At 52.2% G+C, this 25,414-nt stretch carries 22 protein-coding genes; 11 read left to right on the top strand and 11 right to left on the bottom strand.

Features of this window, described 5'->3' with window-relative positions; all coding sequences use genetic code 11:
* Window positions 1-4 precede the first annotated feature (4 nt).
* Entirely contained in the window at window positions 5-670 is a 666-nt protein-coding gene (locus tag A6U95_RS02105) for a flavodoxin (RefSeq protein WP_065683269.1), read from the bottom strand.
* A 168-nt stretch (window positions 671-838) separates the two neighbouring features.
* The gene (locus A6U95_RS02100) at window positions 839-1,894 is read right to left on the bottom strand and encodes an alpha/beta hydrolase (protein WP_065683268.1); all 1,056 of its coding nucleotides are present in this window, start codon (window positions 1,892-1,894) and stop codon (window positions 839-841) included.
* A 262-nt stretch (window positions 1,895-2,156) separates the two neighbouring features.
* On the opposite strand from A6U95_RS02100, the gene A6U95_RS02095 reads away from it, so the two are divergent.
* From A6U95_RS02095 to A6U95_RS02075, 5 genes are all read left to right on the top strand, one after another.
* The gene (locus tag A6U95_RS02095) at window positions 2,157-2,849 is read left to right on the top strand and encodes a heavy metal response regulator transcription factor (RefSeq protein WP_065683267.1); all 693 of its coding nucleotides are present in this window, start codon (window positions 2,157-2,159) and stop codon (window positions 2,847-2,849) included.
* Between the two features lie 11 nt (window positions 2,850-2,860).
* Window positions 2,861-4,288 carry a heavy metal sensor histidine kinase gene (locus tag A6U95_RS02090; RefSeq protein WP_065683266.1) on the top strand — a complete coding sequence of 476 codons (1,428 nt, stop codon included), beginning with the start codon at window positions 2,861-2,863 and terminating at the stop codon, window positions 4,286-4,288.
* Between the two features lie 271 nt (window positions 4,289-4,559).
* Window positions 4,560-4,982 carry a carboxymuconolactone decarboxylase family protein gene (locus A6U95_RS02085; RefSeq protein ID WP_065683265.1) on the top strand — a complete coding sequence of 141 codons (423 nt, stop codon included), beginning with the start codon at window positions 4,560-4,562 and terminating at the stop codon, window positions 4,980-4,982.
* Window positions 4,983-5,036: 54 nt separating this feature from the next.
* Window positions 5,037-5,507, top strand: a complete 471-nt coding sequence (locus tag A6U95_RS02080) for a cupin domain-containing protein (RefSeq protein WP_065683264.1) — start codon at window positions 5,037-5,039, stop codon at window positions 5,505-5,507.
* A 222-nt stretch (window positions 5,508-5,729) separates the two neighbouring features.
* Complete coding sequence (locus A6U95_RS02075; RefSeq protein WP_065683263.1) at window positions 5,730-6,803, top strand: alpha/beta fold hydrolase; 1,074 nt, start codon at window positions 5,730-5,732, stop codon at window positions 6,801-6,803.
* Between the two features lie 31 nt (window positions 6,804-6,834).
* Here A6U95_RS02075 and A6U95_RS02070 read toward each other — a convergent pair whose 3' ends face one another.
* Complete coding sequence (locus A6U95_RS02070; protein WP_065683262.1) at window positions 6,835-7,722, bottom strand: LysR family transcriptional regulator; 888 nt, start codon at window positions 7,720-7,722, stop codon at window positions 6,835-6,837.
* 108 nt (window positions 7,723-7,830) lie between these two features.
* On the opposite strand from A6U95_RS02070, the gene A6U95_RS02065 reads away from it, so the two are divergent.
* A complete protein-coding gene (locus A6U95_RS02065; RefSeq protein WP_065683261.1) occupies window positions 7,831-8,682 on the top strand; it encodes an aldo/keto reductase in 852 nt (283 codons plus the stop codon).
* A 304-nt stretch (window positions 8,683-8,986) separates the two neighbouring features.
* Here the strand turns inward: A6U95_RS02065 and A6U95_RS02060 are convergent, their stop codons facing one another.
* Window positions 8,987-9,700: a GntR family transcriptional regulator gene (locus tag A6U95_RS02060; RefSeq protein WP_021805816.1), complete on the bottom strand. Its 714-nt coding sequence runs from the start codon at window positions 9,698-9,700 to the stop codon at window positions 8,987-8,989.
* A gap of 295 nt (window positions 9,701-9,995) precedes the next feature.
* On the opposite strand from A6U95_RS02060, the gene A6U95_RS02055 reads away from it, so the two are divergent.
* Window positions 9,996-11,618 (top strand): alpha-glucoside-specific PTS transporter subunit IIBC, encoded by a 1,623-nt coding sequence (locus A6U95_RS02055; protein ID WP_065683260.1) that lies wholly within the window; start codon window positions 9,996-9,998, stop codon window positions 11,616-11,618.
* Window positions 11,615-12,937: a 6-phospho-alpha-glucosidase gene (locus tag A6U95_RS02050; protein ID WP_024528097.1), complete on the top strand. Its 1,323-nt coding sequence runs from the start codon at window positions 11,615-11,617 to the stop codon at window positions 12,935-12,937. The genes A6U95_RS02055 and A6U95_RS02050 overlap by 4 nt, the downstream gene beginning before the upstream one ends.
* A 105-nt stretch (window positions 12,938-13,042) precedes the next feature.
* On the opposite strand, the gene A6U95_RS02045 is transcribed toward A6U95_RS02050, so the two are convergent.
* The 6 genes from A6U95_RS02045 to A6U95_RS02020 are packed head-to-tail and all read right to left on the bottom strand — an operon-like array spanning window position 13,043 to window position 19,985.
* Complete coding sequence (locus A6U95_RS02045) at window positions 13,043-13,720, bottom strand: SDR family oxidoreductase (protein ID WP_065683259.1); 678 nt, start codon at window positions 13,718-13,720, stop codon at window positions 13,043-13,045.
* A gap of 45 nt (window positions 13,721-13,765) precedes the next feature.
* Complete coding sequence (locus A6U95_RS02040; RefSeq protein WP_065683258.1) at window positions 13,766-15,247, bottom strand: TolC family protein; 1,482 nt, start codon at window positions 15,245-15,247, stop codon at window positions 13,766-13,768.
* The gene (locus tag A6U95_RS02035; RefSeq protein WP_237657334.1) at window positions 15,244-17,115 is read right to left on the bottom strand and encodes an FUSC family protein; all 1,872 of its coding nucleotides are present in this window, start codon (window positions 17,113-17,115) and stop codon (window positions 15,244-15,246) included. Before A6U95_RS02035 ends, A6U95_RS02040 begins: the two co-directional genes overlap by 4 nt.
* Window positions 17,105-18,154, bottom strand: a complete 1,050-nt coding sequence (mdtN, locus tag A6U95_RS02030; protein ID WP_065683256.1) for a multidrug transporter subunit MdtN — start codon at window positions 18,152-18,154, stop codon at window positions 17,105-17,107. The genes A6U95_RS02035 and mdtN overlap by 11 nt, the downstream gene beginning before the upstream one ends.
* Window positions 18,155-18,165: 11 nt before the next feature.
* The gene (locus A6U95_RS02025) at window positions 18,166-18,486 is read right to left on the bottom strand and encodes a YtcA family lipoprotein (RefSeq protein WP_083196289.1); all 321 of its coding nucleotides are present in this window, start codon (window positions 18,484-18,486) and stop codon (window positions 18,166-18,168) included.
* A 32-nt stretch (window positions 18,487-18,518) separates the two neighbouring features.
* On the bottom strand, window positions 18,519-19,985 hold the full coding sequence (locus A6U95_RS02020; protein WP_065683255.1) for an amidohydrolase family protein: 1,467 nt from the start codon (window positions 19,983-19,985) through the stop codon (window positions 18,519-18,521).
* A 490-nt stretch (window positions 19,986-20,475) separates the two neighbouring features.
* On the opposite strand from A6U95_RS02020, the gene A6U95_RS02015 reads away from it, so the two are divergent.
* Both A6U95_RS02015 and gadC read left to right on the top strand, forming a co-directional pair.
* Window positions 20,476-21,876, top strand: coding sequence for a glutamate decarboxylase (locus A6U95_RS02015; RefSeq protein ID WP_065683254.1), 1,401 nt, complete (start codon window positions 20,476-20,478; stop codon window positions 21,874-21,876).
* Between the two features lie 101 nt (window positions 21,877-21,977).
* Window positions 21,978-23,516 (top strand): glutamate:gamma-aminobutyrate antiporter, encoded by a 1,539-nt coding sequence (gene gadC, locus A6U95_RS02010; RefSeq protein ID WP_065683253.1) that lies wholly within the window; start codon window positions 21,978-21,980, stop codon window positions 23,514-23,516.
* 74 nt (window positions 23,517-23,590) lie between these two features.
* Here gadC and A6U95_RS02005 read toward each other — a convergent pair whose 3' ends face one another.
* Window positions 23,591-24,529, bottom strand: a complete 939-nt coding sequence (locus tag A6U95_RS02005; RefSeq protein WP_065683252.1) for a LysR family transcriptional regulator — start codon at window positions 24,527-24,529, stop codon at window positions 23,591-23,593.
* 104 nt (window positions 24,530-24,633) lie between these two features.
* Here A6U95_RS02005 and A6U95_RS02000 point away from each other — a divergent pair, with 104 nt between their 5' ends.
* Window positions 24,634-25,377, top strand: a complete 744-nt coding sequence (locus A6U95_RS02000; protein ID WP_065683251.1) for a DsbA family protein — start codon at window positions 24,634-24,636, stop codon at window positions 25,375-25,377.
* Window positions 25,378-25,414: the final 37 nt, after the last annotated feature.

Raw genomic sequence — 25,414 nt, 5'->3', positions numbered from 1 at the left:
GCTATCACGGCCTATTCGGTAATTTGCTTAACCAGTTGATAATCTCCGTTGGAGTATCATCATCAGTCACATCATTTCTTGAGATGGCGAGGCCTTGCGTGACCAACTGTGCATTGGGTTGCAGACGTTTGATTTCGCGCAGCGAGTCAGAGAAACGACTGCCACCATGGGTAGTAAAGGGGATAAGCATTTTTCCACTAAAATCATGCTGTTCAAAAAAGCTGTACATCGCCATCGGCATTTTGTACCACCAGATGGGATAACCAATAAATATCTGGTCATAATCGGCAAGATTTTCTATTTTTCCTTTCAATTCGGGCCGAGCCCCATTTTTCACTTCTTGTTCTGCATATTTCAACAGAGGATCATGCTGATTAGGATAGGGTTTAACCGTTTCAATACGGAATAAATCGCCGCCGGTTTCCTTCTGGATAATCTGTGCCACATACTGGGTACTACCCAGAACCACACTGTTTTTTTGCAATACGCTCGCCCCCGATATACCATCGACCCCGTCTAATTTTACATCCTCAGGTTGAGAGAAATAGACAATCAGGATCCGTCGCGTATTGCCATCTACTGCCTCATCTATTGCATTTACACTACTGACAGTGAACGCCAGAAATAAAATCAGATATTTTATCAGTGAAGTGAGCCGTAATGTATTCATAGCGTTCTCCTAGAGGTAACGTGAGTCATCCGTGATCATCAATGCCTTCGCTGGGCAGGCTGATACTGCTGCCATAAAAATGACTATGGCAGCGGCATAACAGACAAAGTGATACTTCTATCCGCATGTATTGACGCAAGATAAGAGAGGGGGTGAGTCGTTTTATTCTTACAAGTTTTTCCCGTAAAACTGATCCAGTTTCCCCATAGCCTGATTCACATATTCCGGCTTCCAATAGGTTTCAATATGGGTTGCACCGTCAATCAGGAACAGTTCCTTATCTTTCGCGTTGCTCGCGCCTTTAAACGCTTTTTCACTCATATATAGAGAGTCGGCTTTACTGCCTGCTATCATCAATAGCGGCTTATTAATTAAATCCATATTGCTTGCCGCATCGAATCTCATTAAGTCAAGCAGACTGCTGGCGGTGTATCTGAAGGTCGAGTTGGGGTGTGCGTGAGTCTTGCCGTAGTACTCAAAACCCTGCCGATAGAGGTCAAACGGCAGTTTGGCAATTTGTTCATCCGTCAGCTTTGCATCTCCCAGATAAATAACCTCACCGCCAGAGGCCTCCTGTGCTCGCGCATCAGAGGCTTGCTTTAGACGTTCTTGTATCGTGGCGAGTTGTGAATCTTGATAACCGTTGCGTCTTACCAGGCCAGAGTCAAACATGCTCAACGTAGCAATGGCGTTAAATCGTTTGTCGGTTTGCCCTGCCTTCAAGGAGTAGCCTCCTCCTCCGCAGATACCCAGCAGGCCTAAACGGACAGTGTCTACGCCAGGATACTGGGTGATGAAATCTGCCATGCCGTGAATGTCTTCAATCCGGTACGCCGGTTTGTCGACATTACGGGGCAAACCACCGCTCGCGCCCTGATACGCCGCATCAGCAGTAATGGTAATGTAGCCCTGTTCTGCCAGACGCTGGGCATACAAGCCAGCAACTTGCTCTTTCACACCGCCATTGGGGTGAGCCACAACGACTGCCGGGTATTTTTTAACGGGGTCATAATTCGCCGGGGTATACACGTTGGCTGCAATGTCCAGCCCATTCAACTTGTAAGTGACCGGGTGAATATTGACTTTTCCTTTCACGTTTTCAGTAATCGCGCCGTCATAGGTCAACGTAAACGGATTTAATTTATAATCTGCTGCCATTGCGCCCCCAGATGAAAGAGTGATCACTGCCGCTAATAATGTTGTTTTAAAAACGTTGTATTTCATTTCAAGAATTCTCCAGATATCTAAAATAAACAACGTATTACCCCGACACGCCTTTTGGTCTTTTTTGCGAGGGGGTAGGCTTGCAGGTAGTCTACGGGGGGGATGCTGACATCAGCATGACGGCCAGATAACATTTCTGTCAGTTAGAAAAATACTTTTCTGACAAAAATGTCAGGAAAATGTCAGCCTGGTGTTGGTCATGAACCGCTAAGATACGTGAAATAAGACGTTTATTGCCCTGATGGGTAAGGGAGATACGAACATGCGGTTACTGTTGGTAGAAGATGAGGAGAAGACGTCTTCCTATATCAATCGCGCACTCAGCGAACTGGGTTTTACCGTAGATGTGGCAGCCAACGGTACGGACGGATTGTACCAGGCCCTTGAGTATGATTACGATGCGATTGTGCTGGATGTCATGTTGCCTGGCATGGATGGTTATAGTGTTCTGGAAGGTCTTCGCGCCAGCAAGCAAACCCCGGTGCTGATGTTATCTGCTCGCGGTTCGGTTGATGAACGTGTCAAGGGTCTGCGTCAGGGTGCGGACGACTATCTGCCTAAACCTTTTTCGCTGATTGAACTGGTTGCCCGTATCCAGGCGTTGTTGCGGCGACGTCCGAGTGATGGCGTAGATGTTACTCAATTGCACATTAACGATCTGCATCTGGACCTGCTGGCAAGGCGTGTCACAAGAGCCGGTGAACGTCTTGAACTGACCGCAAAAGAGTTCGCTCTGTTAAGCCTGTTAGCCAGACATCAGGGAGAGATCCTGTCAAAAATGATGATTGCAGAGCAGGTCTGGGACATGAATTTTGACAGCGATGCCAATGTGGTTGAGGTCGCGATAAAACGCCTGAGGGCGAAAATTGATGCACCCTACCCGGTCAAACTGCTGCATACGGTGCGAGGCATGGGATATGTCCTTGAAACCCGCCCCGAACGCCAGGCTAAATAGAGAAAGTTATCATGATTAAGCGTTCTATCTCTGGACGATTGGCGCTGATGTTTGCCTTGGCCTCCATACTGATCGTTTCCGTTCTGGGTATTGTGCTGCGGAGTTCCCTGCATGATTCATTGCAAAAGCAAATGCATAACGAATTGCAGTTCAGGGAGTCGCTGATGGCACCCTGGATCCTCTCCCGCACCACGCTAGACGGCTGGCAAACGCTGACGACCAAATTTACCGATTTGGCCACGGCTGAGGGTGGCCGCGTACAGTATTGGATCCTCAGTGAGGATCCCCGGCTTCAGGTGGGTGGCCCGCCACCTAGCGGTGTAACCTGGGCTTCGCTGAGCAAAGGATTCAGCAAAGTTCCCGGTGCCACAGAAGAGTCATGCTCTCTGTTTATATTGATGTCGGAAATTCCTGCCCAAGGGGAGCGCCCCGCACTGCGCTATGTAGTGGCCATCGACTCTACACCGTATATGGGTACCCTGAATGAATTTACCCGTACACTGATCTTCATCAGCGCAATCGGTGTTTTATTAGTGGCCCTGTTGGGGTTTGTGATTGCCAGAATAGGCATGCGCCCTGTCAACAAACTCAGCGCCCAGGCCCATCACCTTGCACCGGGAAATTACGGGCAGCGCCTGGATACCTCAACGCTGCCGGATGAACTGCAAAAGCTGGCCGTGGCATTCAATGGCGTACTCGAACGGCAGGAAATCGCCTGGCGACAACTTGAAAGTTTTAACGCCGATGTGGCTCATGAACTGAGAACCCCGCTGACCAACCTGATGGGGCAAACGCAACTCGGTCTGTCACGGCAACGCGAAACGCATGAACTCGAGGAGTTACTGGAGTCCAATCTGGAAGAACTCGAGAGAATGACCTCTATCGTCAACGATATGCTGTTCCTCTCCCATGCTCAGGCTGGGGAGCATGCAACCCAGTTAACCGACGTGTCTCTGAGTGAAGAGACCTACAAGACCACGGAGTATGTGGAGCCGTCATTCGCTGAAAAAAACCTGTCTATTCATGTCGAGGGAGATCTCACGGCACGCATTGATCGGCGACTTTTCCACCGCGCTCTAGCGAATTTACTGGAAAACAGCGCCCGACATGCTGTTCCTGGTACCACCGTGAAGGTGACGATCGGCAGAGAGAATAATCTGGCCTCCATCGCGGTCGCCAACATTGGATCAGCCATCTCAGATGAGCACCTGAAACGTTTGTTTGAACGCTTTTATCGTGCTGATCCTTCCCGTACACGCAGTGATACACACCATGGACTCGGACTTTCCATCGTCAGGGCGGTGGCGATAATGCATCGTGGCGATGTGTTTGCCAGTAGCCAGAATGGGATCAATACCTTCGGGCTGACTCTCGCCATAAACAGTGAACTCGCTGAAAAAGAGGCACATCGTTATGTGAGGTTTGGCATCGCAGGTTAAAAATTAAGAACGTCTAATTATGGCTTAACTCGCTTTGCTTAAGGGGTAATCAATCACCGTATAACCTGTATTCACTCGATATTCGCGTTGTCACAGGCCTTCGCTTATCGAAAAAACCTCCCTTTCCTTTGGTGAAAATAGCTTCAGTACCGATTCTGACAAACTTGTCAGGCAGCGGTCAGCCTGGTGACATGAAGCATTCTGTAAACTCACGTTATCGTCACCGACATAACCCTCCCATCTTTAATCGTGCCGATAACAAAGGAAATGGATGATGAAAAACAAGATTCAGCAGTACCTGCTCTGCACCGCTCTTACCTTTGCCGGTTCAATGGCCACCCTTGCTCACGCGCAGGATGCGGCGAAAAATAAAACAGAAAAACCGTCTCGGGCGCAACAATTGATGGGGGATATCGCCCCCAAGATGGCGCAACTCACTGACGATGTCCTGTATGCCGATATCTGGGAACGACCACAGCTCTCAAAACGTGATCGGAGCCTGGTGACCGTCAGTGCTCTGGTGGCGATGGATCGTCCTGACCAGTTGCGTTCTCATCTACGTCTGGCTCGCCAGAACGGTGTCACTGAGGAAGAGTTGGTCGAAACCATCACCCAGCTTGCTTTCTATTCAGGGTGGCCAACGGCAGTAACAGCGATATCCATTGCAAAAGAAGTGTTTAAAGAAGGGAAATAGTTTTTTTCTACAATGGATTAATTGGTATTTCTCTCGTTAATGGATTGAATAGATATGAAAATCTTCCTTATCACACTAGCGGCGCTTTTACTGCCCGGTTCGCAGGCTATTGCCGCAACGCAGGAGGCAGTGACCGTGAGCCCTGCGGGCTCACAACCCACGACGTTGGGTGCTCCTGAGTACTTTACCGGCACGGCCAAGGTTGACTCACGGTTTAAAGGCTCTCCCCCGGCCCGAATTTCTGGGGGAACCGTCTCATTTGAAGTCGGAGCACGAACAGCCTGGCACACGCATCCCCTTGGACAGACACTCATCGTCTCTTCCGGCACGGGTTGGGTACAGGAATGGGAAAGATCGGCCCAGCCAATCAAAACTGGCGATATAGTCTGGATCCCGCCGGGTGTCAAACACTGGCATGGCGCATCCGCAACAGAGCCGATGGTGCATATTGCTGTTTCAGAATCACAGGACGGTAAAACCGTGACGTGGATGGAAAAAGTCACGGACGACCAGTACCCACGATAATGAAATACAGCTTTTGCCTTTTCGCTGAAACAGGGCTTCACTGAGATATTAATGGACGGCAGACGAGTGAAATACACTGAGCTCAAAAATATTATTGATATCAGATGCAAAAAGCCTATCCGTTAATTAGCCCTGCTTATTAACTCATTCGTTTTAACAGCATAGTCATTTGTGAAAATCTCTCTATGATTCAGTTATCCGTGATGACATGAGGAAAATATCTTGAAAGCCTTACTGAAAACACTCACCGCCTGTATGTTGGTTGGCGGATTGGTTTCTCAATCTGCCTTTGCTGCCCCCACAACCCCCTTGGTTATCCAGTCTCAGGGAAGTTTTGCCGCAGGTGGTGCTGTCGTTACGACACCAGGGCAGTTTGATGCGAAAAAACCGCTGGATCCGACAGGCCAGACCTATCATGGCGATCACGCCTCTGTGTTTTATCAGATCCCAGAGAACCCACACAAATATCCCATTGTGATGCTGCACGGTGCTGGACAGTCCGCCAGAACATGGGAAAGCACACCGGACGGCCGCGAGGGTTTTCAGAACATCTTCTTGCGCCGTGGTTTCTCGACCTATCTGGTTGATCAACCACGTCGGGGGAACGCCGGTCGCAGTATGGTGGAGGGAACCGTCAAACCGGTTGCCGATGAGCAACTATGGTTTAATCAGTTCCGTCTGGGTGTCTGGCCCGATTTCTTCGAGGGTGTACAGTTCTCCCACGATAAAGAGACATTAAACCAGTACTACCGTCAGATGACCCCCAACACCGGCCCCTTTGATATCAATGTGATTGCGGATGCCATGTCAGCCGTCGTGGATAAATCCGGCCCGGCCATTCTGTTTACCCACTCTCAGGGGGGCGGCCCCGGCTGGTTTACAGCGATGAAGAATGCCAACGTAAAAGGGATAGTCGCGTTTGAACCTGGCAGCAGCTTTGTCTTTCCACAAGGCGAAGTCCCGCCGCCAACCAAGAACGCCTTTGATACCGTAAAAGGGGAATCGGTGCCTCTGGATCAGTTTATGGCACTGACTAAAATTCCTGTGCTGATTATCTACGGCGACAATATCCCGGATAAACCGACGGCCTTGCCTGCACAGGATAGCTGGCGCGCCCGGTTGGCTGTTGCGCGTCAATGGCGGGATGTAGTGAATAAACATGGCGGAGACGTGACGGTTATCCATCTGCCGGAAATCGGTATTAAAGGAAATACTCATTTCCCCTTCTCTGATTTGAATAACGTTGAAATCGCCGATCTGGTCTCAAAATTCCTGAAAGATAAAAATCTTCAGTGATAAATAAATAGTGGAGTCGTTGGTGACTCCACTATTGCTTATAGCGGAGCGCATTCAACAGCAACGTAAACGCAGGGGAAGTATGCTGCCGATTAGGATAGTAAAGGTGATAACCCGCAATAAACGGACACCAATCTTGCAGAACGGTGATTAATCGTCCGGCTGCAATATGCTCGCTAACAATATCCTCGGGTATGTAGGCAAGACCGATACCGCACAGTGCGGCATTAAGCCGTAAGGTTATATTATTAAAAACTAACTGCCCATCCACCCGAACTTTAATTTCCCTTCCCTCTTTTTCAAATTCCCAGGGGAAGATGCCACCATAGGTCGGTAATCGAATACTAATACAATTATGTTGAGTCAGTTCCTGAGGATGCTGCGGCACTGGATGGGTAGAAAAGTAATCCGGTGAGCCGACGACGACCATGCGAATATCCGGGCTGATGCGTACCGCGATCATATCCTTGGCTATCTCCTCTCCGAGCCGGACACCGGCGTCATAGCGCTCCGACACAATATCTGACAGCCCGTAATCGACCATCAGTTCGACACGAATATCAGGGTATTCCGCCAGAAACGCCGACAGCGCAGGCTGAACGATATACACCGCTGGGTGTTCCCCCGCAGTTATGCGAAGAGTACCTGCCGGGCGTTCCTTCTGTGCTTTTAGCCGCGCAATTTCGGTTTCAATTTCCTCAAGCCGCGGTGAAAGCAGATTAAGAATTTGTTCTCCAACTTCTGTGGGAGAAACGCTACGCGTTGTACGAGTGAGTAACCGCAAGCCCAGTTTCTCTTCAAGCACCCTGATAGTCTGACTCAGGGCTGACTGAGAGACACCCAGCTTCGCTGCTGCCCGGGTGAAGCTACGCTCTTTGGCGACCAGTGCGAACGTGGCCAGATCATTGTAGTTTTCCATTCTATTTATTAGTCCAACTAATAAAGGCATGCAGATTATAGCATCTAATCTTATTATCGCGCGTGCGTTATGCTTCCTGGTATAGGTACATTTACACAGGACAAGACCATGAACACGGTAACATTGAATAACGGTATTCAGATGCCGTTGCTGGGATTTGGTGTTTTTCAGATGACAGACCCCGCCGAATGCGAGCGGGCTGTTATTGATGCCATAGCGACCGGATATCGTCTAATAGATACTGCCGCCTCTTACCAGAATGAGGCACAGGTGGGTAATGCCCTGAAGCAAAGCGGCATTGCACGCAATGAACTCTTTGTTACCACCAAACTCTGGTTGCAAGACACCAACTATGCAGGTGCAAAAGCACAATTTGAGCGCTCACTGAATCGTCTACAGCTTGATTACGTTGATTTGTATCTGATTCACCAGCCCTACGGTGACGTTCATGGTGCGTGGCGTGCAATGGAAGAGTTGCTTGCTGCCGACAAAATCCGAGCGATTGGGGTCAGTAATTTTCATCCCGACCGCCTCGCGGATCTGATGGCGTTTAACACCATTCCCCCCGCAGTCAATCAGATCGAGGTTAATCCGTTTAACCAACAACTTCATGCCGTGCCTTGGATGAGCAGTCGGGCTATCCAGCCTGAGGCTTGGGCACCTTTTGCTGAAGGCCGCAATGGTCTGTTTCAGAATCCAATTTTGACAGAGATTGGCAAGAAATACGCCAAGAGTGTCGGCCAGGTCGTCCTGCGCTGGATCTATCAACGTGGCATCGTTTCACTGGCTAAATCCGTTCGCAAGGAGCGCATGATTGAAAATTTCAACATCCTGGATTTTGAACTCAGTGCGATGGAGATGACACAGATAGCTGCAATGGATACGGCCACCAGTGCCTTCTTCTCTCATCGCGATCCGGCAATGGTTGAGTGGCTGGCCAACCGCAAACTGGATGTTTAAGCATCCACATACTCATAGTAGTTCTAAAGTGAATAGTCTCTCCATTATGGAGAAACACCGGGCTCTCACTGTCGTGTCACCATTAAAATGAGATATCCATCACAATTATTACATGCAAATATTTTAGGGGCTTTACTGGGGGCCCAGCCACCAATAAACGTCAATTTAAAATAATAAAATCAAATACTTAAATAAAAGTTCAACTCCAGTCAGAGGAGCCATATTTAGAGAAGCCCGCTTAGGCAACTAAGCGGGCTTTTTGCTTTTCAACGGTGTCTCAGCAGTTCGCCCTTACCCCTATTCCCTATACTTTCACATGCTCCCGCCGTAAATGGTAATCCACCTGGTACTCGCTGGCATTTCTGAACATCACCGAGTAATTCACGAAATCGCCGCTGTCGCTGTATGACAGCGAGGTGATACGCAGAATAGGTGTCTGCTCATCGACATTCAGCAGCTTCGCCATCTTTTTATCGGCCAGTACAGGCGTGAGACTCTCATAATTGCCGCGCACGATGATGTGGCATTCATCTTCGATATAGCTGAATTTTGACCCCTCCAGGTGGGCAACGGACAAATTGCGATAGAGCTTCGCGGGCATATAGCTGTCTTCTACCATCAGAGGCTTGCCGTCGACCGAACGAACCCGGCGCGAGTAGTAGATCCGTTCATCAATCTTGATGCGCAGCTGGCTAGCGATAGCGGGTGGCGCGGGCATAATAGTAAACTCCAGCACGTCGCTTACTACTTCCTTGCCCTGATTGCGCATCACCTCGATAAATCCGGTCAGGTTGGTGGTTTCATGATGCACATCTTTCTTCGCGACATAAGTGCCGCTACCGTGGCGACGCTCCACCAATCCCCACCCCACCAGCAGATCTATCGCCTTGCGAATGGTCATACGCGAGACGCCAAACTCTTCCGCCAGGCGAACCTCCGCAGGCAATGGGCTGCCAATATGATAATCGGCGGAATTGAGCCGAATGCGTAGCCTGTCGGCTATGGATTTGTAGATCACTGATAGACCTCTCTGGCGTTTCGCACTGCGCTTAAATAATCCACGTCCTATAAATTAATAGGCTGTTTTTATTGAAGTTGCAAACAACCTCATCAGGTGAAAATTTCAAGTGAAATCGTCGTGTACAGTTTTATGACGAAAAGTAGACAACTTGGTGCAAACAAAAACCATGAATGCGATCACGAATCGGTGCGACGGACAAAGATAACCCCTCACGTACTCCCTACTCTGCTTCTCAGACCCGCGTTAAAGAATAAGGTCACTTCCCCTACAGGTTGTTACATGAGGATTTAAAATGCTCAGTCAAATACAACGTTTTGGTGGCGCAATGTTTACCCCGGTCCTGCTATTCCCGTTTGCCGGGATTGTGGTCGGTATCGCCATTATGCTGCGCAACCCGATGTTTGTCGGCGAAGCGCTCACTGCACCCGATAACTTATTTGCGCAAATCGTCCACATTATTGAAGAAGGCGGCTGGACGGTATTTCGTAATATGCCACTGATTTTCGCCGTGGGTTTACCTATTGGCCTGGCAAAACAGGCTCAGGGCCGCGCCTGCCTGGCCGTACTAGTCAGTTTCATGACCTGGAACTACTTCATCAACGCAATGGGAATGACTTGGGGCCAGTACTTTGGCGTTGATTTTAACGTTGACCCGGTGGCGGGAACCGGGCTCACGATGATTGCCGGCATCAAAACGCTCGATACCAGTATTATCGGCGCGATTGTGATTTCCGGATTGGTCACCGCTATCCATAACCGCTATTTCGATAAACAACTTCCCGTTTTCCTCGGTATTTTCCAAGGCAGCTCATTCGTGGTCATTGTTGCCTTCTTCGTCATGATCCCTTGCGCGTGGCTAACCCTGTTTGGCTGGCCAAAAGTACAGATGGGGATTGAATCACTGCAGGAATTCCTGCGCAGCGCGGGATCGCTCGGCGTGTGGGTTTACACCTTCCTTGAGCGCATCCTGATCCCAACGGGGTTACATCACTTCATCTATGGTCCATTTGTCTTTGGCCCGGCAGTCGTGGAAGGCGGAATTCAGGTTTACTGGGCGCAGCATTTGCAGGAGTTCAGTCAAAGCACGCTGCCGCTGAAAACGCTGTTCCCAGAAGGGGGCTTTGCGCTGCACGGTAACTCGAAGGTGTTTGGCTGTCTGGGGATTGCGCTGGCTCTCTACGCCACCGCTTCACCTGAAAATCGAGTAAAGGTGGCAGGCCTGCTGATCCCCGCCACGTTAACGGCGATGCTGGTCGGCATTACCGAACCACTGGAATTTACCTTCCTGTTTATCTCGCCGGTACTGTTTGTCGTCCACGCATTTCTGGCCGCTACCATGGCGACGATCATGTATATGTGCGGCGTGGTGGGCAACATGGGCGGTGGTCTACTTGACCAGTTCCTGCCGCAAAACTGGATCCCGATGTTCCACAACCACGCATCAATGATGTTTATTCAGATTGGCATTGGACTTGCCTTTACCGGTATCTACTTCCTGGTGTTCCGCACCTTGATTCTACGTTTCAATCTGAAAACGCCGGGCCGCGAAGAGGCTGAAATCAAGCTCTACAGCAAGGCGGACTATCAAGCATCCCGCCAGCAAACTACGGCAGCGGCCGCGAAAGAAGCCAAACAAGGCCAGGCTGCCGGTTTTCTCGAAGCACTTGGCGGAACCAACAACATCCTGAGCGTTAACAACTGTGCGACCCGCCTGCGCATTACCCTGGTGGATATGTCGCTGACGCAAAGCGACGACATTTTTAAAGCGCTGGGTGCCCACGGTGTGGTGCGACGCGGCAACGGTATACAGGTAATTGTGGGGCTGAACGTCCCGCAGGTCCGCGACCAGATCGAAAACCTGATGAAAGACGCTTCTTCGAGCGAACTTAAATCCATGACGGAGGCAGTATCATGAATAAATTCTCTGTAGTTGTAGCTGGCGGTGGCAGCACCTTCACTCCTGGTATCGTACTGATGTTACTGGCAAACCAGCACCGTTTCCCGCTGCGCGCCTTGAAATTCTATGATAACGATGGTGCGCGCCAGGAAACCATTGCCGAAGCGTGCAAAATTATCCTGAAAGAGCAGGCGCCAGACATCGAATTTAGCTACACCACGGACCCCAAAGTGGCATTTACCGATGTGGATTTCGTGATGGCACACATCCGCGTAGGCAAATACCCGATGCGTGAAAAAGACGAAAAAATCCCTCTGCGCCACGGCGTGCTCGGCCAGGAAACCTGCGGGCCAGGGGGAATTGCTTACGGTATGCGCTCCATCGGCGGCGTGCTGGAAATTGCCGACTACATGGAGCAATACTCGCCAAACGCCTGGATGCTGAACTATTCCAACCCGGCGGCGATTGTGGCAGAAGCAACCCGTCGTCTGCGCCCAACGGCGAAAATCCTCAACATCTGCGATATGCCAATCGGCATTGAAAGCCGCATGGCGCAAATTGCTGGCCTGAAAGACCGCAAAGAGATGCGCGTGCGTTACTACGGGCTTAATCACTTCGGCTGGTGGACGTCTATTGAGGATCTTCAGGGCAACGACTTGATGCCTAAAATCCGCGAATACGTGGCTAAATTTGGCTACGTTCCCCCCTCAGATGAACATGGTACGGAGGCTAGCTGGAATGACACCTTTGCCAAAGCGAAAGATGTCTGGGCATTGGATCCAGAAACCTTCCCAAATACCTACCTGAAATACTATCTGTTCCCGGACTACGTAGTAGAGCATTCCAACCCAGAGCGTACCCGCGCTAACGAAGTCATGGATCACCGCGAGAAGCACGTATTCGGCTCCTGCAATGCCATTATCCAGGCGGGTAAATCCTCGGCAGGTGAGTTGGAAATCGATGAGCATGCCTCCTACATCGTCGATCTGGCAACCGCCATCGCCTTCAACACCCAGGAGCGCATGCTGTTGATTGTGCCAAACAACGGCGCTATTAATAACTTCGATCCGGAAGCCATGGTCGAGATCCCCTGCCTGGTTGGCAAAAGTGGCCCGCAACCGCTGGTGGTTGGCAATATCCCGCAATTCCAGAAAGGGCTGATGAGCCAGCAGGTGGCGGTAGAAAAACTGGTAGTCGATGCCTGGGAACAGCGTTCTTATCAGAAACTGTGGCAAGCCATTACGCTGTCGAAAACCGTACCTAGCGCATCAGTTGCCAAAGCGATACTTGATGACTTGATTGAGGCGAACAAGGACTACTGGCCTGAGTTGAAGTAAGTAAGGATAACGTTATTCCCCTCCCTTAATCCCTGTACAGGCCGAGGAGGGGAAGATTGGAACAGGAGTTAAATGGGCGCAGCAGCGCCCCTACAAAACCGCGTTTTACCAACGTAGCACGTTGCCTGCATAGTCAATAAAGTGATGCCCTCCTTTGCCTCGCCAGGCCAGCACCTGGCTCACAATGCCAGAGCAGCTTTGTTCGACAGTCAGCGTGGCATTCGTTCCGCCCATATCCGTTTGTACCCAGCCAGGATGCACCGACAGCAAAGTCAACTCCCGCCGTGCGGCGGTATCACGCAACCCGCGCGTTAACATATTCAGAGCCGCCTTGCTGGCGGCGTACAGCGGGTAGGTCGCCGCGTCGTTCTCATTTAAACTGCCCAACTCCGATGTCATCAACGCCATCACGCCGGTGTGCGGTTTCACCAGCGGTATTAACGCTGCCGCACAGCGAACCGGGGAAAAGGTATTGGTCATAAACAGTTGAACAATCTCATCGTCATTCGCCTGGGTAACGTCCTGATGGGCTGGCCCGTAAACACCGGCGTTGATAAAGATAAGATCGAATTGTTGCGGCGACAGCCGCTCTTTCAGGGCAATCCTTTCATCCTGATGATTGATATCTAGCTTCAGCCATTGCGTATCCGCCGGGCTATCGGCAGGCACCGCGCCGCGACAGGTTGCAACTACCTGCCAGCCCTGCATGGATAGCTGCCTGACAATGCCTAAACCTATGCCGCGTGACGCACCGATGATCAGTGCCGAGAATGGAGATGTCATGATTTTCTTCCTTATGTCGATAGCTGTCGGTTTACCCCCCCTGAATTACTCTGGGTCCACGTGGGTCATTTTGCCCATCACAAAGGCTAAATTAGCCGCCGCGATCAGTGCCGCAGCGTGGGCATCGGTACTCATCTGTTGCGCATAGAGCAGACCATTGGCAGCCTCGTTGGCCACGGTGATGGTCCCCACGCCGTTGCGATAAGACTCCAGCGCGGCGTCGTAGGTAATAAACGCGGTTTTTACCAGGTTCAAGGCTGCCTGGTTGGCTTCTAGCGCGGATTGCAACGTATCGGCAGCCACGATAATCTCTCGAACAGCAGCCTCCTGCGTCTTTTGGAAAGTCTCGTTTGCCACGGCGGCACGTGATTCGGCCTCTTTCACACGGGCAGCTCGTATTCCACCATCGTAAAGCGGTACGGTAACGCCCAAGAGAATGCTAGAGGAGGACGTTTGCTGACCAATCGGCGGCAATCCCTGCATATCGAAGCGCCCATCGCCACCCGCGACCGCGCTGGCAAGATAGACCTTAGGCAGAAAGTCCGCCTCTGCCGCCTTGATGCCTGCAGTTGCAGCCTGAGCAGCTGCATAAGTTGCCAATACGTCTGGCCGCTGGGAGAGCGCCAGTTTAATCATCTGTTGAGTTGGCGCACTGGCCGTTTGCGGCAAGGGTTTATCCTCGGCATAGCCTATTTTGATTTGCGATGAGGCTGAGATACCCATGGCTGCCAGTAAGGCCTGCCATGCGTCACGTTCCGTTCCCTGCGCCACAACGCGATTCAGTTCCGACTGCGCGACCTGCTGGCGTGCCTGCGCGACTTCCACCGTTGTCGCGACGCCATTTTTGTTACGCGCCAAGGCGGCATCGAGGATTTTCTGGCTATTGCGCAGCGTCTCCTGCGCTATTTTGCGGCGTGACTGGGCTGCACCGTATTGGTAATAGCTGCGCGTAACATCGTAAATAATCTTTTGATGCATGCCGTTAAAGGCGACGTTGGCGGCATAGGAGGTGTGCTTGGCCGCCTGTTGCAAAGCGCTACGCTGACCAAAATCGAAGATTAACCACTGCAATGCCAGTGCCGGTACAACCGCGCTGCCGGTGGTATCCAGATCGTGTTGGCCGTCAATGTCATAAGGCAACGGCGTGCGCGTTCTTTGATAGCCGCCGATAACGCTGGCTGAAATCATCGGCAAAAATGTCGCTTCAGCCATACCTACGCCCAGCGCAGCCTGCCGCGCCTGCTGCCAGGCGATGCGGGTATCTGGGTTTTGCATCTGGGCGATGTCGATAAGCTCGGGTAACTGGTAAACCTGTTCCTGGTTGATCGCTGGCGGTGCAGGGAGTTCCGCTACCGCCGGGTTGGCCGGAACAGCAAATTCATGACTGCTGATGCCGTCAGGTGTCCAGGGAGAGGAAGGGCTAGCCGGGGCCAATGCCAATTGGTCCGTGGCACAGCCTGCTAACAGACACAGCCCCACTGCCGTGCTGAAAGTTCGTATTTTGAAAGTCTGAGTGCGCGGCTTCATCCGAGAAGTTCCTCAAGTCGCCTGATGCTTTGTTGGATCTCAAGTTCAACGGCGGGTGGCAAACCGTTATTGCTGCCTGTTGGTACTGAGGGATTAGTCACTCCACCGCTCGAGGAAAGTCGGCTGAGCCGTTCCACATCGGAGGAGGACTTATCAAAGGGCAAAAACAGCGCCGGACAGAGGTTTTCCATTTCGCCAAGGATAGCTTGCAGACGCCGGTATTCTTCGGGAGACGGGCGTAGCGATCTTGGCTCAAAAGGAACCAGCCTTAGCGCCTCCCGTGCCGTAGTCAGTTCTTCTTCAACCTCTGCCGCCTGTCTTATCGCTGCCGGGCGTTCTGTTGGTGCCAATGCGGCCAGATTGCTTAACCCCGTGACCAGGCTGCGGATGCGAGTGCGGACAAAATCAGCAATGGCGACGGGCCACACGTAAGTGAATATCAAATACACCACCAGATTCCCCAGCAGGATCCCCAGCACCCTGTCGAGCGCGACGCCCAAATCCGTGCTCGGCCCAAAGCCATGTAATACGGTCAGTAAAAATGCCAGTCCGATTTGTATTCCCGCATAGGCAATCCGCTCATTGCCGCTCGATACCCAGGCACTGAGCAGCAACGCGCCGAACACCAGCGCCATTAACTGGCCGATATCACTCAGCGACGGAACAATAAAAATCAGCGAAAGCACGCCCATCAATGCGCCTATCAGGCAGCCAACGATGCGCAGCGTCAGCTTGTGTACCGTCTCCCCCGCCGTGCCGAGCGCAGCGACATAACAGGTGATCATGGCGGTATGAATATCTTGCCAGTCCAGTGCGGTATAGACGAGATAACAGATCACGCTGGCCGCCGTGGTCTTTAAGGCAAATTGCTGATGGACGGGATTGGTAAAGGCGTCTGCGGCTAAAAACGAGGCTTTTGGCGCACTGGTGTCTACCGCGTTATCTGGCGTTGCAAGTTGCACCAGCGCGTGGGTGACTTCGTCATTTTTCCCACTCTGATTAAACGCAGGGGGTTCAACCACCTGGCCTGTGGTAATGGCCTCGGCGGCAGAACTGCACCAGTCTGCCAGTTCAGGGCGAGTTAACGCCGGTACGGTTTTATTGAGGGCTGAAATTGCCAACAGTAACCGATAGCTGCTGTTAACGGCGGCGGTTAGCCAGGCGGCCTCTGCGGCAGGCCGCAGATGGAAAATGCGCACGAGCATAGCCCGCTGTTGATGTTCGCTCTGCCCTTCCCGCAGCAGCTCCTCCACTTTACGCAGGCTGGGGGCATCCGGGTGGCGTAATGCCGCACCGGCAACCTCTAAGCGCTCTGCCAGACTTGCGCGTAACAGTTTCCAGGGTGGCCGCCCGATGAAAAGATTAAATGCCACTAATAGCAGCATCGGTGATGCGGCCATCAGCCAGGCATACAGCACCGCGCGTACCGCCAACTCTCCATTCGGCGCATCGCCAAGCAGCGACATGATAAAAGCGATCACCAGCGCAATAATGCTGCCCACCGGCCCGAGCTTGCTCGCCGAGCCTAGCCAGAGAAAGGCAAACGAGCTAAGGGCCAGCACCGCCATGCGTAAAGGCGCAGATTCCAGGGTATAAGGCAGGATCAGCAAGATCAGCCCCACCACTATGGAAACGAGCAGTGTTACCGCAATGGCCATCGCCATACTTTCGGCGGCGTCTGGTTTCATCACGAACAAAATCAGATAGCAGCTAATCGCTGATTCGGGGATACCGTACAGCATGGCAACCAACGTCATCAGCGCACAAAGCGCACCGACCCGCCAGGCCATCGCCAATCGGCCAGGGAAATAGGCCAAATCGCGCTTCACCTGGCGCAGCATTCTGCCCCAAGGGCTGTCAGCAACCATGGTCGTCTCGTACGATTGCCACCGCGCTGGCACCAATTCGCATCAACTCAGCCGGCGGATCTTTAAGGTTGATCCGCACCGGGAAACGCTGTTCGACCCGCACCCAGTTCAGCGATTTCGGGACATAAGGCAGATTTCGTGGAATGTTAAACTGCTCCTCGGAGCTGATCCCCCAGCCAATGCCCTCCACTCTGCCCTGAATCGCACGCTGGCGATCGGCCATAACATAGACCGTGGCGCAGTCCCCCGGTTTGACGTGCGCCAGCTCTGTTTCGCGAAAGTATGCAGAGGCGTGCCAGTGGTCGCTATTAATCAGCGTAAATACCGCCTGGTCCGGCATCACAAATTCCCCCGACGAAACATTAAGCCCCACCACCAGGCCATTGTGCGGTGCTCGTATCTGGGTATTCTCCAGCTCTTGTTCGGCAATGGCCAATGCGGCGCGGCGAGCACTGAGCAAGGCCTCAGACTCCGCAGCGCTGCTGATTAATGCCTGCGAAGCGACGGTTTGCTTCAGCGCCTGTTTCAGGCTGATTTCCGCATCGTGTTTGGCGGTCTGGGCATCATCAACCTGCTGGGCGGTGACATAGCCCTTGCCCAGCAGCGGCTGAATGCGTGCCAGCGTTTGAGTTGCCAGCTTAAGGTTGGCCCGCGCCCGGTTAACCTGCTCATCGGTGATCGCCGCGTTAGATTGTTCTGCGATCATCGTGCGGTGCTGCGTATCCCAGGCAGCTTGCGCCATCTGCAGTTCCGCCCGCGCCTGCTCGACCCGCAAACGGTAAATCGTCGGATCGAGAGTGAACATCACCTCACCCCGTTGGACCTTGCCGTTTTCTGTTACGTTAATTGACTGGATACGCCCAGGAACGGAGCTGCTGACGTTCACCACGCTGGCACCGATGACCGTATCTTGCGACGTGGGATTTAACGAGTTTTGACGCAGCGTCAGCCACCCTGAAATAGCGGCAGCAATAACGATAACCACCCCGATGACGATCGCTATCCGACGTTTATTGCCCTGTTGTTTTAACCTGTTCATTTTTAGCGCACTTAGAATAAAAGCAATGACATAAATGCTACGGCGAGCGCCAGGCAGGTATAGACGAAGAGTCGCCACGGCAGGACTTCGTCAATTCCCGCAAAAATCAGCAGAACGCGAGCCCCTATCGCTACCGCGAGGCCAATCGCTGCACAGGCTAGCCAGGCAGGGAAATAAGAGCCGAGCAAGGAAAATGCTGGCGCACCAAAGTCACGACACCCGATGAGGCTAAAGGTGCTGACCAGCAATAAGGCCAACGCTCCATAGCGCGTATGGCCTGAACGAAACAACAAAGGCCACCGGCGCTGACGAAAAGAGTGTGCGCTTGCCATTTTATCTCCCAAAACCGCATTGCGGCGCTGTACTAAACCGCGCTGTTTTCCAGCGTATTTTTATAAATTTGCCCGTTCTTCATGATCATCTGGAACGCGTCCTCAGGCTGGGCCAGCAGTTGAATATCCGTTAGCGGATCGCCGTCGACGATGATCATATCGGCCAGAGCGCCTGCTTCTATCACCCCAAGCTTCTCGGGATAAGGGTTACGTGGGCCGGAGAGCGCGCAAAGTTCAGCATTAACGCTGGTAGCCATTTTAAGAATTTCGAGAGGCGTATACCAGCGGATCAGCTTGGCAAGTTGCGCTCCTTGACGTGTGGCAAGCCGGGCGTCGAAGAGTGTGTCGGTACCCCAGGCAGTTTTAATGTGGTGCTTTTTCGCCAGTTGGTAGGCGTTATCGGTTCCAGCGGACATCACCAGTTGCTTGGCGCGTGAGGCCGGATTCGCCATAGGTACGGCATCTTCATCGTCCAGGAAAGGTTGCAGGCACCACCACAGATTCTGTTGCGCCATGAGCTCCACGGTCTGTTCATCCACCAACTGGCCGTGTTCGATACATTTCACGCCGCCTTTGATTGCCATGGTGACAGCGCGGGCCGTGTAGGCGTGAACGGTCACGTAGGTACCCCAATTTTCAGCAGCGGTCACCGCCGCCTGGATTTCGGGCACGGAGCCTTCCGTCACGTCGATGCCGTCATAGAGCGAGGCTACTCCGCCACCGGCCATAAATTTGATCTGGGATGCTCCCCTCATCAGCTGTTCCCTGGCGCGTAACAACACCTGATCGGCACCATCGGCAATGGCGGTTATCCCCACCCTCTCGATATAGCTCAGAGAGTCCGCGGGGGCGCGAGGGACTTCGCTGAGCATGCGAAAATCACCGTGGCCGCCGGTCTGGGAAATGAACGCCCCGGACGGGTAAATGCGCGGGCCAACCGTAATCTGCTCATCAATTGCGCGCTTCAAGCCAAACACAGGCCCACCCATATCGCGGACCGTAGTGAACCCACGCAGCAGCGTTGCTTGCGCTTCGGCAATCGCCAGCGCCTGGATATAGTTAAAATCGGCCGTCATCGCTGTCATCATGGAAGGGCGAGCCATGATGGCATGCCAGTGAGCATCAATCAGGCCAGGCATCAGCACGCCACCGTTACCGTCTATCACTTTTGCTTGCGCAGGCGGAGGCGTATCAGCAGGTTCAATCGATTTGATTTTGTTGCCTTCAACGATAACCTGCATCCCCTCGCGCAGTTGGTCAGAAACCCCATCAAAAATCCGTACGTTGATAAACGCTTTCAACTGCGTAGCGCTGGCGGCTGCATTGGAATGTGTGGATTGCCCTGCGGGTATTGCTGCTGCGACCGTGGCCGTCGTTATCGGCGGCGCTTTCGCCGCCTGGCGGGTTAGCACCGTATTAATACGTAAAAATGCCGGGCTGTGGCATAGGCATGCCTCAGAATGTTCGTGGGCAGGCAGAAACATGGTCTTTTGCTGCATAACTCATCACTCCTGATCAAATCAAACCGACTTCGCGGGTAACTGCAGGTTTTGTTTAGAGTAATTGTAGAACGTAATCCTCACAATGCTTTATTTTTCAATAATTTTATATCCTCATTAATAAACCATCAGGTTGCAGTGGATAATATGGGAATTAGCTTATCAATAGAGGGAAAAGTCTCATTAACAGATTTAATGTTATTATAACCATGCCGTAACAATGATTAAATTACTGTCATAAAAATCCGAGTGCGACTAGATCTATGAATCACCACACCCTTGCTTAAAAAACACTGGCAAAACGCTCAACAAGCAAAGCCTCCTTCCCACTGATTTTACTGGGAAATTACTATATTTAAGATGATTTCCTATCTTTTCCAGAAAATGTTCTAGAATTAACGCCAAGACTTGATGGCGTTAGTAGAGCACAGGGGACGGTTTTACATGGTCCTGCCGAGTATATTGACATATAAAAATCAAGAGGGTTTTTATGAGTAACAGCAACCAGAAAAATAACAGCAATGTTAATGATGATGTTTATTCTTCGATCGATTTAGCTATTTCACTACCGAAATCTGGGTTTCCAGACGCAGAGCGAAATCCTCGCCACGTATTTAGTGCCATCCGCGATGAATTAATGTTAGACGGTAACTCACGGCAAAACCTGGCGACATTCTGTCAGACTTGGGTTGATGAAGAAATTCGCGACCTGATGGATCTGTCCATCGACAAAAATATGATTGATAAAGACGAGTATCCACAAACGGCCGAAATTGAAGCCCGCTGCGTGCGCATGCTGGCCGACCTATGGAAATCGCCGTCGCCGGACACTACGCTGGGCTGCTCCACCATTGGCTCGTCAGAAGCCGCTATGCTGGGTGGGTTGGCGTTGAAATGGCAATGGCGCAAAAAACGTGCCGCACAGGGCCTGACAACCGATAAGCCCAATATGATCTGCGGGCCGGTGCAAATTTGCTGGCACAAATTCGCGCGCTATTTCGATGTAGAATTGCGAGAAATCCCTCTGGAAGGCGATCGCCTGATCATGAGCCCGGAAGAGGTACTGAAACGAGTCGATGAAAATACCATAGGTGTAGTACCCACCCTCGGGGTGACCTTTACCTGCCAGTATGAGCCGGTAAAAGCGGTCAGTGACGCACTCGATAAACTGCAACAAGACACCGGGCTGGATATTCCTATTCATGTCGACGGTGCCAGCGGTGGCTTTCTCGCCCCATTCTGTGCCCCTGATCTGGAATGGGATTTCCGCCTGCCCCGCGTAAAATCCATCAATACCTCAGGCCACAAGTTTGGGCTGGCCCCTCTGGGGGCGGGCTGGGTGGTATGGCGTGAAGCGGCAGACTTGCCAGAAGAGCTTATTTTCAACGTCAACTATCTTGGCGGCAATATGCCTACCTTTGCGCTCAACTTCTCACGCCCTGGTGGGCAGATCATCGCCCAGTACTACAACTTCTTACGCCTTGGTCGCGAAGGCTACGCCAAAGTCCATAACGCTTGCTATGCCACGGCCCAGTATCTTGCCGACGAGATCGGTAAGCTCGGTCCGTTTGAAATTCTGTTTGATGGGGACAGTGGTAAAGGCATCCCGGCGCTGGCCTGGAAACTGAAAGAAGGCGCCAATATCGGTGGCTACACGCTGTATGACCTCGCCGATAAGTTACGCTCACGCGGCTGGCAGGTACCTGCGTACTCCATGCCAGCCAATCGGGAAGATCTGGTGATCCAGCGTATTCTAGTACGCCACGGAGTGAGTTTTGACCTGGGTAGCCTGTTGCTTGACGATCTGAAACGAGCACTTGAGCATTTCGAAAGTCATCCGGTCGTTAATCCACTTTCGGAAGATGAAGCGGCCGGTTTTAACCACGGCTGATCCGCAGTTGGCCTGTTAATGGAGTGGCATGCTCACCGCCACTCCTGTTAACCATAAGAAATCAACTGGCAAGCATCTTCGCTTGTCCCAGGAGAATTGCCATGGCTACCACTCAAATCATCGCTGCGCCAAAACAACTCACGCTGTTGGGCTTTTTTGCCATAACGGCATCAATGGTGATGGCGGTTTACGAATACCCAACGTTTGCAACCTCTGGTTTTTCACTGACCTTCTTCCTGATCCTTGGCGGCTTGCTGTGGTTCATTCCAGTAGGATTGTGTGCCGCTGAAATGGCAACGGTTGAGGGTTGGCAGGAGGGCGGCGTGTTTACCTGGGTTTCTAAAACCCTGGGTGAGAAATGGGGTTTTGCCGCTATTTCGTTTGGCTATTTGCAAATCGCGATAGGCTTTATTCCGATGCTCTACTTCGTGCTAGGTGCGCTGTCCTATATTCTTAACTGGCCCGAACTCAATAACGATCCGATAGTTAAGACCGTCGCCGCACTGATTATTTTATGGGGTCTGGCCTTGACTCAGTTTGGTGGCACCAAGAATACCGCTCGCATCGCCAAGATTGGCTTTTTTGCCGGTATCCTGCTGCCAGCCGCAATTCTGGTGATCCTGGCCGTCACTTATCTGCGTTCTGGTGCTCCTATTGCGATTGAAATGAATGCCGAAACCTTCTTCCCGAACGTCACCAGCATGAGCACGTTAGTGGTGTTTGTGGCCTTCATCCTAAGCTATATGGGGGTGGAAGCATCCGCTACCCACGTCAATGAGATGAAAAACCCGGGCCGCGATTATCCGCTCGCCATGCTGCTGTTGATGTTTGCGGCGATTTGCCTCAGTTCAGTCGGCGGGCTCTCCATTGCCGCCGTGATACCCCATGAGCAAATCAACCTCTCTGCGGGCGTGATGCAAACCTTCACGGTGCTGATCAACCATTTGGGGACGGGTTTCGAATGGGCTATCCGCGGTATCGCTGCGCTGTTGCTCCTGGGCGTGCTAGCTGAGATCGCGGCATGGATAGTCGGGCCTTCCCGTGGGATGTTAGTGACGGCACAACAAGGGATCCTGCCTGCCCGTTTTGCCAAAATGAACAAAAACGGCGTACCGGTGGTGCTGGTCATTTCCCAGTTACTCATCACCTCGGTGGCACTGATTGTGCTGACCAATACCGGGGGTGGCAATAACATGTCGTTCCTGATTGCGCTGGCGCTGACGGTAGTGATTTATCTTTGCAGCTATTTCCTGCTATTCCTGGCTTATATCCAGTTGATCCGCAAACAGCCGAACAACAAACGCACCTTTAATATACCGGGAGGCAATGGGGTTAAAATTGCGGTTGCTGTCGTCGGGCTGCTGACCTCTCTGGTAGCCTTTGTCGTCTCCTTCTTCCCTCCTTCGGGGCTACCGGGTAGAGAAGCTAACGACGTCTATGCCGGTTTACTGGTCGTTTGCTTCCTGGTGGTACTGGTAATCCCCTTCATTATTTACGCACTGCATAATAAAGCGGCTGGAGCGAAAAATATCACGCTGGTGCCAATCAACACGGATAGCGCTCAGGAAGGGCATTTCTTCATCCATCCGAAGGCACGTAGCCCGCACCACATCATTGTTGATGGTAAAAAGCTTCACTGATCGTCGATTATCAGGTGGATGTGCGGCAACGCCATCCACCCCTTTACACCCCGGTTAAACAGCCTTCAAACGACTCAACTGCGTAATTTTGCCAGCGCTAAAGGCGTCATCGCCAACAGCGGATGGGTTTTCATCAGCTCAAATGACCAATCCACAAAGCTTCTCACCCGAACCGACAAATGCTTGCCGGTGGGGTAGATAATATGAATTGGCCGTGGGGCAAAGTGCCACTCGGGCAACACCGGCTGCAAGAGCCCACTCTTCACATAGCTTTCCACCGCGAAGGGTGCTCCGGAGCAGATGCCCGCCCCGCTAAGGCAGGCACTCATAGCCACATCGGGATCTTCGATCAGTAAACTGCTGTTGCCTACTACCGCAATGCTCCGGCTTGCCGATTGCAGATGCCAGCTAAGTTGCTTACCTCGCTGAATGCCAAAACCCCCAACCCATCGATGATGCTGAAGATCTTCAGGCTGCCTGATAGCTCGCGCTGAGCGGAGGTAATCAACTGAGGCATACAAGCCCATCTGCACGTCGCAAACGTGCCTGGCCACCAGCGTTGAATCCTCCAGTATGCCGCCACGGATAGCGCAGTCGATACCCTCCTCAAACAAGTTGCTGATGCGATCGCTGCTGGCAAGCCGCACCACGATCTCTGGAAAATGCGCCTGAAAATCATGCAACTGAGGTGCGAGGATCCAACGCGCAATAGAGGCCAAAGCCTCTATACGGATCTTGCCGCTAGGCGTTATCACCCCGCCACTGAGCCCCCCTTCCAACTCATCAATTTCCGCGAGAATATGCTGGCAACGCTCGAAATAGGCGCTGCCATCCTCCGTCAGGCTCAACGCCCGGGTCGTTCGATGCAATAGGCGCACGCTCAGGACGCGCTCAAGATCGCTAATACGCTGGGAGATCCGCGCTTTGGGAAGCCCCATGGCAATAGCCGCGCGGGTGAAACTCCCGGTTTCAACCACTTTGACAAAAGTGGCCATGGCTGCAAGTTTGTCCATTTGTTCACAAATATTGAACAGAGTTAGCTTTTATAGTCTATTTATTAATTTTTGCTGTCAAATATCATGATGACTGCGATCTCAACCAAGCTTGGAGTTTCATCATGATGCAATGCGATCCCACCACCGGCAGTTGTCTTCTGCCTGACGAGCCCTCTGATGCACAACGGCAACCCACTACGCCCAGCGATGTAGTCATTCGCTACGTCGGCGATCCGATGTGCTCCTGGTGCTGGGGCATTTCACCCGTGGTAAAGAAACTGGCGGAGTATTGCGAGCAACATGGCCTGAGTTTTGTGATGACCATGGGTGGCTTGCGCGCTGGTGGCGGCGATGCTTGGAACTCGGCATTCAAAGACTTCTTAAGGGGGGAGTGGAGTCACATCCAGAAAAAAACCGGCCAACCCTTCGGTTTCAGCCTGCTGGAAGCTGAGCAATTCAACTACGATACCGAGCCGGCCTGCCGGGCGGTCGCAACGGCTACTTTGCTGTTGGTTGAGCGGGGTTTACGTTCCTCGGCAGCGTTGCCGTTTCTCTCTGCCACTCAGCATAAGTTCTATGTCGATGGGCGAGATCCTAAAACCGAGGCGTTTTATCGTGATATCTGCGATCAGGTGGGCCTGCCATTTGAAGAATTCAGCCAAACCTTTACGTCACAACGGGCCAGAGAGGCGGTTAGCCAGGACTTTGCGCTGTGCCGCCAATGGGGCGTTCGCTCCTTCCCCACCCTATTGCTAGAACGCCATGGTGAGATTTCCCTGCTCTCTACGGGTTACGTGGACACCGAGACCTTGCTTAACCGTCTCAACGCACAATTACCGCAGGTTGCAGAACGCGCCACGGAATAACCCTGTTTCATATACAACCACTCGCCACGAAAAGGAG

The organism is Serratia sp. 14-2641 (assembly GCF_001692375.1).
GTDB classification, from domain to species: Bacteria; Pseudomonadota; Gammaproteobacteria; order Enterobacterales; family Enterobacteriaceae; genus Chania; species Chania fonticola_C.
The sequence above is the reverse complement of the archived record's forward strand: the minus strand, read 5'-3'. Positions and strand labels throughout refer to the sequence as shown.